The sequence below is a fragment of the Pseudomonas fluorescens genome, assembly GCF_012974785.1.
Taxonomy (GTDB): Bacteria; Pseudomonadota; Gammaproteobacteria; order Pseudomonadales; family Pseudomonadaceae; genus Aquipseudomonas; species Aquipseudomonas fluorescens_BT.
In genome coordinates this window covers 3154762-3170009 of the sequence record NZ_CP027561.1, presented here as the reverse complement: position 1 = coordinate 3170009, position 15248 = coordinate 3154762, and the positions used below count along the sequence as shown (strand labels likewise).

Sequence of the window (15248 nt, the reverse complement as noted above, 5' to 3'; positions counted from 1 at the left end):
TTCAATGGCCTCCCGTGCGGCGACTGCGTCGCGACGACAATCTGTCGATAAACAGATTCACGCCGATGGTCAGGGTGCCGATGGCCAACGCCGGGATGACGATGGCCGGGGCGCCCTGATTGAGGCCGCCGATGTTTTCCCGCACCAGCGAACCGAGGTCGGCATCCGGCGGTTGCACGCCCAGCCCTAGAAAACTCATGCCGCTGAGCAGCAGCACGATGAAACCGAACCGCAGGCCCAGGTCAGTGAGCACCGGGTTGAGCATGTTCGGCAGGATCTCCACGCAAGCGATATACAAGCGGCGCTCGCCACGGGTCCGGGCGACCTGCACATACTCCAGCGCTTCGATGTTCACTGCCATGCTGCGGGCGATACGGAACGCGCCCGGAGCAAAGCTCAACACCGCCGTGCTGATCAGCAGGGTCACTGAAGAGCCGAACGCCGAGACCATGATCAACGCGAGCATCTTGCTCGGGATCGAGATAAAGGCGTCCATCAAGCGGCTGATCACTTCGTCCAGCCACTTTGGCGACACCACCGACAGCAGCGCGCAACCGGTGCCCAGCGCACTGGCCAGCACCGCCGCAATCAATGCCAGGCCCACGGTGAAGCGTGCGCCGACGAGCACCCGGCTGAGCATGTCGCGGCCCAGATAATCAGTGCCGAACGGGTACAACGCGCTGATGTTGTCGAACACGTTGCCCGAGACCACCTCGCCGACCGGGTGCGGCGCCAGCCACGGGCCGAACAACGCAACCAGCAGCCAGATAACGCAGATGGCGGCGCCGATGAGTCCCAGCCACGCGGGCCCGTGAGACACCTTGCCGGCTGACAGATCGGGGGCTGCGGGCGTCGATTTCACAATGAGATTGTTCATTGGTTTCTCAGCCTCGGATTGGACAGAATCGCGCACAGGTCGGCAATCAGCACCAGACCCAGATAAGCCGTACAGAACAACATGGTGCAGGCCTGCACCAGTGCCATGTCACGGTTGGTCACGGCATCGACCATCAGGCTGGCGATGCCGGGATAGTTGAAGATGGTTTCGACAATCACCACCCCGCCGAGCAGATACGACAGGCTCAGCGCAATCGCGTTGGCAATCGGCCCGATGGCATTGGGCAACGCGTGACGCAGTACGATGCGGATCGGACTGACGCCCTTGAGCCGGGCCATCTCCACGTAGGGGCTGTCGAGCTGGTCGATCACTGCGGCGCGCGTCATCCGTGCCATTTGCGCAACGATCACGCAGCACAGCGTCATCACCGGCAAGGCGTAGGTGCGCATGAATTGCCACGGTGAAGTGATGTCGCTGGCATAGGACAGCGCCGACAGCCAGCCCAGGTTTACCGCAAAGATCAACACCGCGAGGGTCGCCACCAGAAACTCCGGCACCGCGACCATGGCCAGGGTGGTGAAACTCAGGACACTGTCGATCCGTCCGCCCCGCCCCATCGCCGAGCCGATGCCGAGAACCAGCGCCACCGGCACCGACACCAGCGCCGTGGCGGCCGCCAGCATCAGGGTGTTGGGCACGCGCCCGGCCATCAGCTCACCGACCGGCATTGCGTTGGATACCGACACGCCCATATCGCCACCGAGCAGGCTCATCAACCAGTGCAGGTAACGCACCACACCAGGTTGATCGAGCCCCAGTTTCAGGCGCAGTGCCGCCACCTGTTCCGGGGTGGCGAACTGGCCAAGGGATTGTTGCGCCGCGTCTCCCGGCAGTACCGCCGTGATCGCGAACACGACCATCGATACGATCAACAAAGTCACGATCGCGGCGCCCAGCCGCCGTCCGATCAACCACAGTGTGTTGCTATTCATCGCCTACCCTCCTGCACCTGGCTTGCCGTTCATTTCGACGGCTCTGTTCAAGCGTCCAGCCAGACCTGCTCGGCGAACATGTAACCCATGAAACCGCCGAGCGGGTTGCTGCCGTAGCCCTTGATCCGTTGATCGACGCCGTCGATGTTGCTGATGAACACCGGTATGCCGATGCCACAGTGGTCGTGCACCAGGGTCTGCATGTCCGCGTACATCTTGCCGCGCTTGGCATCGTCGGTTTCGCCGCGGGCGAGCATCAGCAACTGATCGAACTGCTCGTTCTTCCAGCCGGACTCGTTCCACGGCGCCTTCGACTGGAAGAACTGCGAGAACATCACGTCGGCGTTCGGCCGTGGGTTGATGTTGCCGAAGCTGATCGGGTGCTTCATCCAGTGGTTGGACCAGTAGCCGTCACTCGGCAGGCGCTTGACGTCGAGCTTGAGCCCGGCCTGTTTGGCCGACTGCTGCAACAGCACTGCGATATCCACGGAACCCGTTGCGGCAGGCGACGCAAACAGCTCCATGCTGATGTTTTCCATGCCCGCTTTTTTCAGCAGGAACTTGGCTTTTTCCGGGTCGTAGACCGTTTGTGGCAGGTCGCTGTTGTAGTAGCGCGAGCCGGGCGCGATCGGATGGTCGTTGCCGACCACGGCAAAGCCGCGGAATACCGCCGACTTGATCTGTTCGCGATCGAGCAGGTACTTCATCGCCTGGGTGAAATCGGCGTTCTGGCCGGGCATCTGATCCTGACGGATGATCAAATCAGTGTAGTTGCCCGACGGCGCATCAACGACCCGGTGCCTGGCGCTGGCCTTGATCCGGTCGGTGGAGCGCGGGTTGACCTCGTTGATCATGTGCACGTCGCCGGACAGCAGCGCGTTGACCCGCGACGGCTCGTCGCCAATGGCGATGAATTCGATTTCGTCGAGGTACGGCAGGCCTGGCTTCCAGTAACCGGTGTTGCGTGCGGCAACCGAACGTACACCCGGTTTGAACTCCTTGACCTTGAACGGTCCGGTGCCAATGCCCTGGTTGAAGTCGGTGGTGCCTTCGGGAACGATCAGCAGATGCGAGACGGCCAGAATCGACGGCAATTCGGCGTTTGGCGCAGTCAGGCGAATCTGTACTTCGTTGGTGCCGGTGGCCTTGATTTCGGCGAACTGCTCCATCAGCGGCATGACTTTGGAGCCGGTCAGCGGATCCTTGTGTCGTGACAGCGAGAACACCACGTCGGCCGCGCTGAGGGTTTTGCCGTTGTGAAAAGTCACGTCTTTGCGCAGGGTGATCGTCCACAACGTCGCGTCGGTGTTGTCGATGCGCTCGGCCAGTTCCAGTTGCGGTACCAGGTGCGCGTCGAAACGAGTCAGGCCGTTGTAGAACATGTAGTGCCGCACATAGTCGGTGGACAGCGCGCCTTTGGCCGGATCGAGGGTGTCGGCGGTGGAGCTGGACATGCCGGCGACGCGTATCCGCCCACCCTGCTTGCCTTTGCCCGGCGTCGCCGTATCGTCAGCCAACAGCTTGCCGGCGGCACCGAACAGGCTGCCGGCGCCGGCAGCCGCTACGCCGGCCACGCCGAGCATTTGTAACGCGTGACGGCGTGACATGCCGCGATTTAGGCCTTCGAACACCCGCAGGCTTTCTTCGCCTGAGATCAACGGTGAATCGTTCTTGTGATCAGTCATTTCAGTGCTACCTGTCGAAATCAAGAAGGCTCAAGTGTTCCGGTTGACCGGAACGTCCTGGAAACGCAAACGACGGTGAAGCCACAACATCAACTCAGTGCAAATAGTCCTGAAAGCGGTAGTAGGCGCCCACCAAAGGCAGGAACCACGGCTTGCCGAAATGCCCGGGGATCGCCGGCCAGTCGAGTTCACGCCAGGGGTTGGCCTCGGCATTGCCGGCCATCACGTCGGCCATGACCTGCCCCATGTGCACCGACATCTGCACGCCGTGGCCGCTGTAGCCCATCGAGTGGAACACGCCGCCGTGCTGGCCGGCTCGCGGCAAACGGTCGGAGGTCATGTCTACCAGGCCGCCCCAGCAGTAATCGATCCTGATGCCTGCCAGTTGCGGGAACATCTGGATCATTGCCGCCTGCAGCACCTTGCCGCTCTTGGCATCGTTGACACTGTCAGACATGGCAAACCGCGCACGCCCGCCAAACAGCAAGCGGTTGTCCGGGGTCAGGCGGAAGTAGTTACCGATCATTCGGCTGGTGACATAAGCGCGGCGTCCCGGCAGCAGCTGATCGATCAGCGCCTGAGGCAGAACCTCGGTGGCAATCACGAAACTGCCCACCGGCACAATCCGCCGCCGATACCAGCCCAGACCACCGTGCTGACAGGCGCCGGTCGCCAGCAGAACCTGCCCGGCGTGCAGCGAACCCTTGCTGGTGTTGACCTGATAACCGCCGGCGCGGGCTTTCCAGTCGAGCACCGAGGTGCCCTGATGAATCAGTGCGCCGTGACGCACCGCCGCTTCTGCCAGACCGACACCGAAACGGCCGACGTGCATCTGCACGCCATTGCGCTGCAGCAGGCCGCCATGGAACTGCGCAGAGTTGACTTCGGTGCGGGTCTGTTCGGCAGACAGCAATTCAACATCGGCATCGACTTCGTTACGAATCAGCTCGCAGGTGCGGGCCAACCCTTCGTAGTGCAGCGGTTTTGCCGCCAGTTTCAGCTTGCCGTTACGCAACAGGTCACAGGCGATCTGCTCCTGCTCAACCAGCGACACAACGCTTTGCACGGCACTTTCGTAAGCCTTGTAATAGGCTCTCGCCCGATCGGCACCGAGACTGGCGCTGAGGCTGGCGTAATCCTGCGCCATCCCCGTGTTGCACTGCCCGCCATTGCGTCCCGAAGCCTCGCCGATCACCCGCCCGGCTTCCAGCACCACCACACTGGCGCCCTTGAGCGCCAGGGCCCGGGCCGCCGCCAGCCCGGTGAAACCGCCACCGACGATGGCTACATCGACTTGCCCGGGCAAACCGCCGAGCTGTGCGCCGGTGAAGGCCGGTGCGCTGTCGAGCCAGTAGGATTCACTGCCCATGTTCAATCCCGCCTTTGCCAATGAGGATGTCGTTACAGGCCGACCAGCCCGGCCAGACCGCCGATGTCCGGGATCTGGTGGTAGCTGTAGAAGGCATTGCCCGGTACTTCGTGGCCGCGGGCGACGAAGGCCTTGTTCTTGATCTTCATGTCGTGGGCCGGCATCAGGTCGTAACGGAAGCTGGAGGACACATGCAAGATGTCTTCCGGGCCGCAGTTGAGGTTGTCGAGCATGTACTCGAACGCCGCCAGACGTGGTTTGTAGGCTTGTGCCTGTTCGGCCGTGAAGACCTTGTGAAAAGGTGCGCCGAGTTTTTCGACGTTGGACATGATCTGGCTGTTGCTGGCGTTGGAGAAAATCACCAGGGGAATCTTGTCGGCGATTTTCGACAGGCCGGCCGGTACGTCCGGGTGCGGACCCCAGGTCGGAACGGCGTCGTAATACAGCTGGCCTTCTTCGCGGTATTCGATTCCCCAGCGCTTGCAGGTACGCGCCAGAGCGGTCTTGAGAATCTCGTCATACGGCATCCAGTCGCCCATGACCTGGTCCAGGCGATAGGCCGAGAAATCCTTGACGAACTGATCCATCTGCTCGGCGGGTACGCGATCAGCGAAGAGTTCGCGGGTCATCGTGCCCATGTGGAAATTGGTCAGCGTTCCGTAGCAGTCGAAGGTAATGAATTTGGGGCGAAGAAAGCTCATTGAGTGCGTTCCTGAAGTTCGTTGAGGTCAATGGCGCTACAAGCATTTGCCTGGATTGCGCAGTAGCGATGCAACGCTGCAGCACACCGTCATTACAACACCGTGAAATCAGCAGATGGCGTTAAAAGCGACCTCCGTTCGATACAAATCACCGTTTTGCTCACGCTGCTCAGCAGACTTTGCGGTGCGCTCCAGCCTTGGGCAAAGCCCCGGTTTATGCGCTCTTATGGACCTGTATCAGCCGCTGTGGATTTCGGATATCGACTTTGCCCGCAGAAACTGCGCCCCCTCGCAGGAGCGTGTCGGTTGCTGCGGCACACGTCGGTCCGGTTCTGAATTGAAGTGATTGAAGGCACATCCTGCGCCTTGAACGACAAGGCTCGGTACAAGCCTTTTATAGGGTAAAAAAGCCCAAGCATTTGCTGCCGGCACAAGGCCGCAATTAAGTAGTAAGTGTGGTCTTCGGGACTGTGCTTCGCGGAATCTGCCGAATATTCCCTCCCCCCTTGTCAGGCTTTCATCCAGATGGGATACAGGCGTCATCTCGCCGGAAAAAACGGCGTAAGCGCACACTCTTTATCGGAGAATCGCCATGTCTACCCCGCGTCCGTCCTACGTCTATCGGCCGATGACTGCCGACGACCTGCCCAAGGCCCATGCACTGTCCGTGCAATTGAAGTGGCCCCATCGACTCGACGACTGGGCCATGCTGCAAAGGGTCAGCAAGGGCTTTGTCGTACTTGATGGCGAACGTTTGATCGGCACCGCGTTCGCCTGCCCGCAAGGTGATTTCACGACTATTGGCCTGGTCATTGTCAGTGACGATTACCAAGGCCAGGGCATCGGGCGAAAGCTCATGGAACACGCGCTGCAGGCTTGCCAGTCAAGCACGGCGATATTGAATGCAACCGTGGCCGGCGCACCGCTGTATGCCAGCCAGGGTTTTGTCGAGTTTGGCCGAATTCAGCAGCATCAGGGCCAGGTGCAAGCTGCCCTGCCCGGGCCATTGGCAGACGGTGAAGAATGCCGCCCACTGCGCGAAGCGGATCATGCGCGGGTGCTGGAACTGGCCAATGCCGGGAGCGGACTGGATCGGCAAGCGGTGCTCACCGATCTGTTCGCTGTCGTCGAGCATTCGGTGGGCATCGTGCGCGACGGTCAGTTGCGCGCCTTCGCCCTGCTGCGCCCGTTCGGTCGCGGTCGTTGCATCGGCCCATTGATCGCCGAAAACCTTGAGCAGGCCCAACACCTGATCACGACATTGCTGGCCAAGGTACCGGACGCCTTTGTGCGCATCGATATTCCAGCGGATTGTGGTCTGGCCGATTGGCTGGAAGGCGCCGGCCTGAAAAAGGTCGACACCGTGGCACAAATGTCCCGCGGTCCGGCACCGCAAGCAAGCAACGGCGTTCGGCAGTTTGCCCTGGTCACTCAAGCCATTGGCTGATCATCGGGTTTGAACTCGTCCCTGCCCAAAAAATCTCTCAATAACTGGAGCGTCACCCGTATGTTCGAACCTTGCATCATGCTGTTGGCTCGCGCCGATGGCAGTCGCGTCGACACCTCTTTCAAACAGCAATCCTTGAACGCTGCCGACCCCTTCTCGACCGGACGTCAGATCGCCTGGTCAGGGAGCGACGGTGCGTCTGCCGGCATCGTCGAAGCAGGCGAAAGCCTTGATATCAAGGACTTCCCGCACACCGAGGTGATCGTGGTTCATGCGGGGCACGTGACGTTGAAAACCCGGGAGCGGACACTGGTACTGGCCGTCGGCGCCAGCGCGGTCATCGGCCGGGGCACGGACGTGCGGATCGAAGCACAGACCGGCACCCGGTGGGCGTTTTGCGCCATGGCCACCCAAGGCGCGACGCCTGGCCTGACCTTGCTCGACCCGCTGGCGCACCTGTCTCCCTCCGCCGCGCCGGAACAACAGATTCTGATCGGTCCAACCCCGCAATGCCGGTCACGTAATGCCTTCGAAGATGCCACAACCGATCTGCGTGTCGGCGTGTGGGACTCGACGCCCTACGAACGTCACGGTCGCCCGCACAAGCTCAATGAGCTGATGTATCTGATCGAAGGAACCGTAACGTTGCAGACGTCTGAGGGGTTGAGCGTGACCGTCAATACCGGCGACAGCGTGTTTGTTGCGCGCGGTGCGCCGTGCGCCTGGAAAAGCACGCGCTATGTACGCAAAGTGTATGCGGTTAAATAGCGTCCGCCAGAAATAACAGTGTTATCACGCCCGTTCCAGCCAAGTCAGAGCGCCCCCCTTCAGGGGCGCCCGCGTTGTTATTCCCCAGGAACGTTCTCTCTGGAATTGGCCGAAACGAAGATATCTGCGCCCTGACCTACAACTGATCGACGTTGCGCGCAGCGACTGCCACGGTCGCCGGTGAATCGGAAAGCTTGACGAAGCTCCGAGTCGCGCCATCCAGTGCATCGATGCAACCCGCCTCGATGTCATAGACCCAGCCATGCAAATTCAAGCGTCCTTGCTCAAGCGCAAGCGCCACCGATGGATGAGTCCGCAAGTTCGCCAGTTGTGCGATCACGTTTTCACGAACCAGGCCATCCAGCTTGGCACGCGGCGTATCGAACTCATGCGCAGCATTGATCGCTTTCGCGGCGTCCGAATGGCGAAGCCAGTTTGCAACGGCCGGAAGGTGATCCAGACATGTGCAGCGTGAAATCGCGCCCATCGCTCCGCAATCCGAGTGGCCGCAGATCACGATGTCCCGTACACCGAGCACTGCAACCGCATATTCCACTGTGGCCGAAACACCGCCCGGTTCAGGACCATACGACGGCACAATGTTGCCGGCGTTGCGGATCACGAACAGCTCACCCGGTTCGCGCTGTGTGAGAAGTTCAGGTACTACACGACTGTCCGAGCATGTTACGAACAACGCCTTCGGGTTTTGCTCGGTCGCGAGCTGCCTGAAAAGCTCGACGCGTTGTGGATACACCTCGCGTTGAAAACGCAGAAAGCCATCAATAATGTCACGCATGGGGTTCTCCAAAGCCTAATTTCAGATGCCGAGACGAGTATTCGACATGCCTTTGCACCTCACTGAGTCGTCATTATCGCAGACGCCGCATGCGTTGATAGCATGCGGATTGCGCAGGAACAGTGTAAAAGCATCCGCCTCAGCCGCCTCCCCCCTCCAGCATCGGCTCCGACACACAGACCTTGCATTGCCCCTTGGCGAGGTCTGCCCTTCACTCCTTGGTCAGATCAACCAGCGGCGTCTGCCGCACTTCAGTTTCCCGCCCACCCTGAATCTCGCTCACCTGTTTCAAGGCCTTATCCACAGCCAGCTTATCCACCAACAAGCTGTAGCTGATGCGGAACTGCTTGTGTTCCTTCGGCCCAATTGTGGGTACCAGGTTCAGTGGCCGTTGATAACGGCGGTTGTAGGAAAAGCTTGTCCCCGGCTCCAGCCCCGTGACATACCCCTGGCCTTGGGTATCGGTGTTTTTCCATAGGGAAAACACCGGCAGTGTCTGAGTATTGAAGCCGACCGAAACGCCCAGGCTGCCGGCCTTGTTATGCAACACGGTCAGCGTATCGCCCTTGGCATCGGCATACGGCACTACGTTGTAAACCGTTTCATCGTAGTCCTTGGTCGGTGCGCGGTAGGTTTGCCATTCGGGCAGATCGCCCTTGGCCTTGTCGTTGAACGGCGACACCTGTTTCACCGGCGCGGCAAAACGAGCGCCTTGCTCCAGGAACGGGGTGCTGAAGTTACTGTGATACAGCGCCTGGTATTCCTTCGGATAGTCGCCGTTGTTGGTGAGCGTGTCGTTGAGCGCGAACACTACGCTGCCGGGTTCGGTGACCAGTTCGGTGGCGACGGAGAAGTCGACCTTCTTGAACGCCTGCTCTTTCAGTTCACCGCGCAGGGTGATGGCGTACGGTGGAGTTTCATCGATGTGCAGGGTGACTTTGTTCGCTGGAATGTTGGCGGCCCGACCGTGCAGGGTCAGCAGTTCGCCGTTGTCGACGCCGGGGTGGCCGACCCATTCGTATCCGCAGCGGGTGACCAGTTCATTGAAACCTTCCAGCCAGCCCAGACCGCCGCGGCCATTGAGTTCGATGAAGGACGGATTGACCACTTCCTTGACCGGCGAATCCCAGCCCATGCGCACATTGCCGACCGAAGCCTGCAAGACGTTCATTCCCCGTGTCGGCACTACCGAGAGTTTCATCGTGCCGTTATCGATGTCGACGATGCTGACGCCCTCCTGCCGACCGCCATGCAAGGTGCGCAGGGTAACGCTGAAGGGTTTGTCGGTTTTCAGGCCGAGTTGCTGGCTGGTGATCTGCCAGTTCTGGGCGGCTTTGTCGGTGTCGAGCAGAACGTAATCCCAGGCCATGGCGTGGGAGGCAGCGGACAGTGTGCTGAGGGCAACGACGAGTTTGAGCGGGGTCATGGCAGTAGCCTTTTTTGGAGTTGTGCCATTTTTATAAACGCGATGAAACGTTTCAGCAAGCTTGAAAAGTGCCACAACACCGGTAATACCAACAAAGACTTGGGCCAAATCGCAATATCGAGTCGATCCAATGCCGCAAATCCGCCGCTTCAGTCGGCGCTGGCCCGTCGCCAATCAGGCGCGCGATTTAGCTGTTTACACACTGCATTCAAAATTAGTGATTTAACTAGGTAGTTACCTAACGATATAATGCCCGCCTCATTTCAACGGGACATTCAACGTGAAGCAGAGTCAACGCCTCTCGGGCATATCAACATTCATTCTGGTCGGGCTCGGGGTGATCATCGCCCTGCTCGGCCTGGCACTGGCCGCTGGCGGTGTGAAATTGGTCAGCCTGGGAGGCTCCTGGTACTTCCTGGTGGGTGGTCTGGCGATGGCTGTCTCCGGTCTGCTGATTGCGCGGCGCAAGCCTGCCGGTGCCTGGCTGTTCGCGGCGTTTCTGGTTGGAACCGCCATCTGGGCCGTGATCGATGCAGGGCTGGTGTTCTGGCCGGTGTTCTCGCGCCTGTTCATGTTCAGCGCCGTGGGGCTGGTGGTTGCGCTGGTCTATCCGCTGCTCAAACGCGCCAATGGTGACGTTGCAGGTCGCGGCGCTTACGGCGTTGCGGCTGTTCTGGCGGTTGGACTCGCGGTAGCTGCCGGCAACATGTTCGTCGCGCACCCGACCGTCGCCCCTACCGGCACCGGCCCGGGCCTCACACCGGTTGAGCCGGAAAAGGCGCAGAAAGACTGGGCGCATTACGGCAATACCGAAGGTGGCAGCCGCTTCGCTGCGCTGGACCAGATCAACCGCAGCAACGTCGACAAGTTGAAAGTCGCGTGGACCTACCACACCGGCGACATCGCCGAGAGCGACGGTAATGGCGCCGAAGACCAGCTCACCCCGCTGCAGATCGGCAACAAAGTATTTATCTGCACCCCGCACAACAACCTGATTGCGCTGGATGCCGACACCGGTAAAGAACTCTGGAAAAACGCGATCAACGCCAAGTCCAAAGTCTGGCAGCGTTGCCGTGGCATGGCCTACTTCGATGCCAGCGCAGCCGTCGCCAAAACGGCCAGCTCGCCGGTAACCGACACGCCGACCGCTCCCGTCGCCAATTGCACGCGCCGTCTGCTGACCAACACCATCGACGCCCGTCTGATTGCAGTCGATGCCGCCACCGGCGAGTTCTGCCAGGGTTTCGGCAACAACGGCCAGGTTGATCTGAAGGCCGGTCTGGGTGATGTCCCGGACAGCTACTATCAACTGTCCTCCGCGCCGCTGATGGCTGGCACGACCGTGGTCGTTGGCGGTCGCGTGGCGGATAACGTGCAGACCGACATGCCGGGCGGCGTGATCCGTGGCTTCGACGTGATGACCGGCGCCATGCGCTGGGCGTTCGACCCGGGCAACCCGCAGGATAAAAAGGCACCTGCCGACGGCAAGACCTATGTTCGCAGCACGCCGAACAGCTGGGCGCCGATGTCTTACGACCCGGCAACCAACACCGTATTCCTGCCGATGGGCAGTTCTTCCACCGACATCTACGGCGTGGAACGCAGCAAACTCGATCACACCTACGGCGCGTCGATCCTGGCGCTGGACGCCAACAGCGGCGAAGAAAAGTGGGTGTACCAGACCGTGCACAACGACCTCTGGGACTTCGACCTGCCGATGCAACCAAGCCTGATCGACTTCACCAAGGACGGCAAAACCGTGCCGGCGCTGGTGATCGGCACCAAGGCCGGGCAGATCTACGTGCTGGATCGCGCCACCGGCAAACCGTTGACCGAAGTGAAAGAAGTGCCGGTCAAGGCAGCCAATATCCCCAACGAGCCGTACTCGCCGACCCAGCCAAAATCGGTGGGCATGCCGCAGATCGGTGCCCAGCACCTGACCGAGTCGGACATGTGGGGCGCTACGCCGTACGACCAGTTGCTGTGCCGGATCGACTTCAAGTCGATGCGTTACGACGGTCTGTACACCGCGCCAGGCACTGACAAATCCCTGAGCTTCCCGGGTTCGCTGGGTGGCATGAACTGGGGCAGCATCTCCACTGACCCGGTGCACGGTTTCATCTTCGTCAACGACATGCGTCTGGGCCTGTGGATTCAGATGATTCCGTCGCAGAACAAGGCTCAGGCCTCTTCCGGTGGCGAAGCGCTGAACACCGGAATGGGCGCGGTGCCACTGAAAGGCACGCCTTACGCCGTGAACAAGAACCGCTTCCTGTCGGTCGCCGGCATTCCGTGCCAGGCCCCGCCGTTCGGTACGCTGACGGCTATCGACATGAAAACCCGGAAAGTCGCCTGGCAGGTTCCGGTCGGCACCGTTGAAGACACCGGCCCGCTCGGCATCCGCATGCACCTGCCGATCAAGATCGGTCTGCCAACCCTCGGCGGCACGCTGTCGACCCAGGGCGGCCTGATCTTCATCGCCGGCACCCAGGATTTCTACCTGCGCGCTTACAACAGCAACAACGGTGAAGAAATCTGGAAAGCCCGCCTGCCGGTCGGCAGCCAGGGTGGCCCGATGACGTATGTGTCGCCGAAAACCGGCAAACAGTACGTGGTCATCACCGCCGGTGGCGCCCGTCAGTCGACCGATCGTGGCGACTACGTAATGGCTTACGCCCTGCCGTAAGCCACTGCGCCCTCCTTCACGTTCTTGTGCGCGACACCTTCGGGTGTCGCGTCGTTTCATGTCCCCAACTCTGGATTTCAGCAATGTCATTCGTTGTTCGTTTTTCCCACACCGGCATCTTCACCGGCGTGCTGTTCGGTATCACCTGTAGCGCCGCCCTGCCCGCTTTCGCTGACACCGATTCGAACGTCTTCACCCGCAATACCCTGACCGGCGACTGGGGTGGCCTGCGCCACCAGTTCGACGAAGACGGCGTCAAGTTCACCGGCGATTACACCGGCGAAACCGCCTACAACGCCGACGGCGGCAAGCACCGCTCAGCCCGTTACTCACAGAACATCAAGCTCGGCGCGCAATTTGATCTGAGCAAAATCTATGGCGTGGACAACGCCGGCAAGGTCCAGCTGACCATCAACGACCGTCGCGGCAACAGCGCCTCGCAAGATCTGGTCGGCAACCGTCTGCCGATCCAGGAAAACTACGGCGGCCTCTACACGCGTCTGACTGAACTGAGTTACGAGCGCACGCTGTTCACACCGGCGCTGAACGTCAAACTCGGCTACATGGCCATGGGCAACGACCTCGGCGGCCTCGACAGCGGCATTCTCTGCAACTTCATGAACGCCGGCTTCTGCGGCCATCCGCTGAACATGTCCGGCGGCAGCGGCTGGACCAACTATCCCAACGCGCACTTGGGCGTGCGGGTGAAATACGACCTGTCGCCGGAATGGCAACTGCGCGTCGCCGCGTTCAACGTCGATCCCGAAAGCAACGGCAACTCCAGCCGCGCCTGGCACCTGGGGCCGAAACACACCACCGGCACCGTGGTGCCTGTCGAACTGGTCTACAAACACGCGGGCACGCTGCCCGGCGAGTACAAGCTCGGTTATTACTACGACAGCTCCGACGTGAAACGCATCGGCAGTGACAAGGAAGTGTCCGGTCGCGGCGGCCATTACCTGCTCATTGATCAGGCGGTGTGGAGTTCGCCAACGTCGGAGGGCCGCAGCCTGCACGCTTTCGGTCAATACTCGGCGGCCAGCGAAGCGGCTTCGCCGTTCAGCAAGTGGTATGGCGCCGGGGTGGTCCTGTACAAACCGTTCGAAGGCCGCCCGCGTGACACCGTCGCACTGGGCTACGGTCGCGCCGTGCAAAACCCGCGCAGTCGCGACGTGCAACAAGACGCCGCGCTGGCCAACGGCACACCGCTCTCCAATATCGACGGCGCTGAACAGCTGATCGAACTCGGTTACGGCTACCAGGCCACGCCATGGCTGACCCTGCGACCGAACCTGCAGTACATCATCGAGCCGGGCGCGTTTTCCGGGCAGGACATCGATAATGCACTGGTGTTTGGACTGCAGGTGAAAGCAAGTCTCTGACCTCGCCGCTGTCAGCGCAACGTTACTTTGCGGGCCACGACATACGACTGACTCAAGTCCGTGGCCCAACCGTCGAGCACGCCTTTGACGTTCTCCGCGGTCATCACCTGTTTGTCGTTTTCCAGCGGCACGCCCATGCCCTTGCGAACGACTTTCGCCACCACCTCGCCGGTGGATCCATCCTCGATCGACACTTCCGTGGCGATCTCACTGTCCTGATCACGAATGCCCGCAGCCGTACTCACTCCGGCCGCAACCAGCGTGATCGGCAGCCATTCGTAGTACCGCAGGCTCTGGGTGCTGGCGGCGACTTGCGTGATGGCTGGCCGCACAACCAGCGTGTTCGGGCCGGGCCCGGATGCCAGCGGCAGCGTTTTGCCCAGTTCCTGCCTGAGGGCTGCGTCGTAGTAGCGGGTCACACCTGACAAGGTGCTCTGCGGAATCCGCCCCGTGGGCTGGACCTGCGGATAGAACTGGCTCGGCGCCAGGTAAATCCGTGTGTAACGCCCCTTCGCCAACGCCGGGCTGACCCAACTCAGAATCGTCTGTCCCGACGGCGTCTGCTGCTCCTTCAACATGCTGTAGTCGTTGAGAAACCCGGAATACAGTTCAGGCTCGACTTTTTTACTGCTGCAGGCCGACAGGCTCAAAGTCGCTGCAAACAACAACGCCAGCGAATGACTGTTTCTCATCAATGCGCTTCCCCAGCGGTCTGAACCTGGCCGAACGGGGTATTTTCAGAACACTCGATGCGCAACTGGCCATGGGTCATGATCCAGTGAATGAATTCGGCCGTGGGAATCGTGTGGATGTATTCCACCCAATGACTGTCGGTCGGGCTGAAGCGCTCGAAGTAGCGGCGCATGACGAGTTGGCTTTGATCCGGAGCGATCCCCAGGCAGGTTTCCTGGAAAAAGATCGGCGCGTTGAGAACGCTGCTTGTGGTGCGCTGGGTCAGGATCAATGGGCGCACGGCGCCATGACTCTGAGTGGAATAAGCGCTTTTCATATCCTTCATATGAACCCCCTTGGATGGAATGCCGGCAGAGTGCCCGAGGTTTTTTGCCCGACGATGTCCGGCTGATGTCCGAGCTGAAGGAATGTTGCTCGATTGAAATAAATGACCCTGGCCACGAAATGGTTTTAGATGCCCTCTTT

At 60.6% G+C, this 15248-nt stretch carries 13 protein-coding genes; 4 read left to right on the top strand and 9 right to left on the bottom strand.

What is annotated here, in order from left to right; all coding sequences use genetic code 11:
- Window position 1: 1 nt before the first annotated feature.
- The 5 genes from C6Y56_RS14130 to C6Y56_RS14110 all read right to left on the bottom strand — a co-directional run bounded on the left by C6Y56_RS14130 (window position 2) and on the right by C6Y56_RS14110 (window position 5585).
- Window positions 2-877 carry an ABC transporter permease gene (locus C6Y56_RS14130; RefSeq protein WP_169430412.1) on the bottom strand — a complete coding sequence of 292 codons (876 nt, stop codon included), beginning with the start codon at window positions 875-877 and terminating at the stop codon, window positions 2-4.
- Complete coding sequence (locus C6Y56_RS14125) at window positions 874-1830, bottom strand: ABC transporter permease (protein ID WP_169430411.1); 957 nt, start codon at window positions 1828-1830, stop codon at window positions 874-876. Before C6Y56_RS14125 ends, C6Y56_RS14130 begins: the two co-directional genes overlap by 4 nt.
- A gap of 47 nt (window positions 1831-1877) precedes the next feature.
- On the bottom strand, window positions 1878-3515 hold the full coding sequence (locus tag C6Y56_RS14120) for an ABC transporter substrate-binding protein (RefSeq protein WP_169430410.1): 1638 nt from the start codon (window positions 3513-3515) through the stop codon (window positions 1878-1880).
- 94 nt (window positions 3516-3609) lie between these two features.
- Window positions 3610-4884: an NAD(P)/FAD-dependent oxidoreductase gene (locus C6Y56_RS14115; protein ID WP_169430409.1), complete on the bottom strand. Its 1275-nt coding sequence runs from the start codon at window positions 4882-4884 to the stop codon at window positions 3610-3612.
- A 32-nt stretch (window positions 4885-4916) separates the two neighbouring features.
- Window positions 4917-5585, bottom strand: a complete 669-nt coding sequence (locus C6Y56_RS14110) for a haloacid dehalogenase type II (protein WP_085730903.1) — start codon at window positions 5583-5585, stop codon at window positions 4917-4919.
- A gap of 592 nt (window positions 5586-6177) precedes the next feature.
- Between C6Y56_RS14110 and C6Y56_RS14105 the strand changes: the two genes are divergently transcribed.
- Both C6Y56_RS14105 and C6Y56_RS14100 read left to right on the top strand, forming a co-directional pair.
- Window positions 6178-7032, top strand: coding sequence for a GNAT family N-acetyltransferase (locus C6Y56_RS14105; RefSeq protein WP_169430408.1), 855 nt, complete (start codon window positions 6178-6180; stop codon window positions 7030-7032).
- Between the two features lie 60 nt (window positions 7033-7092).
- Window positions 7093-7800: a cupin domain-containing protein gene (locus tag C6Y56_RS14100; protein WP_169430407.1), complete on the top strand. Its 708-nt coding sequence runs from the start codon at window positions 7093-7095 to the stop codon at window positions 7798-7800.
- A 136-nt stretch (window positions 7801-7936) separates the two neighbouring features.
- On the opposite strand, the gene C6Y56_RS14095 is transcribed toward C6Y56_RS14100, so the two are convergent.
- Both C6Y56_RS14095 and C6Y56_RS14090 read right to left on the bottom strand, forming a co-directional pair.
- A complete protein-coding gene (locus C6Y56_RS14095; RefSeq protein WP_169430406.1) occupies window positions 7937-8596 on the bottom strand; it encodes a carbonic anhydrase in 660 nt (219 codons plus the stop codon).
- 211 nt (window positions 8597-8807) lie between these two features.
- Window positions 8808-10022 carry an aldose 1-epimerase family protein gene (locus C6Y56_RS14090; protein WP_169430405.1) on the bottom strand — a complete coding sequence of 405 codons (1215 nt, stop codon included), beginning with the start codon at window positions 10020-10022 and terminating at the stop codon, window positions 8808-8810.
- A 280-nt stretch (window positions 10023-10302) separates the two neighbouring features.
- Here C6Y56_RS14090 and C6Y56_RS14085 point away from each other — a divergent pair, with 280 nt between their 5' ends.
- On the top strand, window positions 10303-12708 hold the full coding sequence (locus tag C6Y56_RS14085) for a glucose/quinate/shikimate family membrane-bound PQQ-dependent dehydrogenase (RefSeq protein WP_169430404.1): 2406 nt from the start codon (window positions 10303-10305) through the stop codon (window positions 12706-12708).
- An 83-nt stretch (window positions 12709-12791) separates the two neighbouring features.
- Window positions 12792-14090, top strand: coding sequence for a carbohydrate porin (locus C6Y56_RS14080; protein ID WP_169430403.1), 1299 nt, complete (start codon window positions 12792-12794; stop codon window positions 14088-14090).
- Window positions 14091-14101: 11 nt separating this feature from the next.
- Here the strand turns inward: C6Y56_RS14080 and C6Y56_RS14075 are convergent, their stop codons facing one another.
- Entirely contained in the window at window positions 14102-14782 is a 681-nt protein-coding gene (locus C6Y56_RS14075; RefSeq protein ID WP_169430402.1) for a DUF3313 domain-containing protein, read from the bottom strand.
- Window positions 14782-15108, bottom strand: a complete 327-nt coding sequence (locus C6Y56_RS14070) for a hypothetical protein (protein WP_169430401.1) — start codon at window positions 15106-15108, stop codon at window positions 14782-14784. Before C6Y56_RS14070 ends, C6Y56_RS14075 begins: the two co-directional genes overlap by 1 nt.
- Window positions 15109-15248: the final 140 nt, after the last annotated feature.

Coding starts and splice junctions, on each gene's coding strand:
- C6Y56_RS14080 (WP_169430403.1), top strand. CDS start 12,792: ATGTCATTCGTTGTTCGTTTTTCCCACACCGGCATCTTCACCGGCGTG.
- C6Y56_RS14120 (WP_169430410.1), bottom strand. CDS start 3,515: ATGACTGATCACAAGAACGATTCACCGTTGATCTCAGGCGAAGAAAGC.
- C6Y56_RS14075 (WP_169430402.1), bottom strand. CDS start 14,782: ATGAGAAACAGTCATTCGCTGGCGTTGTTGTTTGCAGCGACTTTGAGC.
- C6Y56_RS14105 (WP_169430408.1), top strand. CDS start 6,178: ATGTCTACCCCGCGTCCGTCCTACGTCTATCGGCCGATGACTGCCGAC.
- C6Y56_RS14125 (WP_169430411.1), bottom strand. CDS start 1,830: ATGAATAGCAACACACTGTGGTTGATCGGACGGCGGCTGGGCGCCGCG.
- C6Y56_RS14090 (WP_169430405.1), bottom strand. CDS start 10,022: ATGACCCCGCTCAAACTCGTCGTTGCCCTCAGCACACTGTCCGCTGCC.
- C6Y56_RS14110 (WP_085730903.1), bottom strand. CDS start 5,585: ATGAGCTTTCTTCGCCCCAAATTCATTACCTTCGACTGCTACGGAACG.
- C6Y56_RS14115 (WP_169430409.1), bottom strand. CDS start 4,884: ATGGGCAGTGAATCCTACTGGCTCGACAGCGCACCGGCCTTCACCGGC.
- C6Y56_RS14100 (WP_169430407.1), top strand. CDS start 7,093: ATGTTCGAACCTTGCATCATGCTGTTGGCTCGCGCCGATGGCAGTCGC.
- C6Y56_RS14070 (WP_169430401.1), bottom strand. CDS start 15,108: ATGAAGGATATGAAAAGCGCTTATTCCACTCAGAGTCATGGCGCCGTG.
- C6Y56_RS14130 (WP_169430412.1), bottom strand. CDS start 877: ATGAACAATCTCATTGTGAAATCGACGCCCGCAGCCCCCGATCTGTCA.
- C6Y56_RS14095 (WP_169430406.1), bottom strand. CDS start 8,596: ATGCGTGACATTATTGATGGCTTTCTGCGTTTTCAACGCGAGGTGTAT.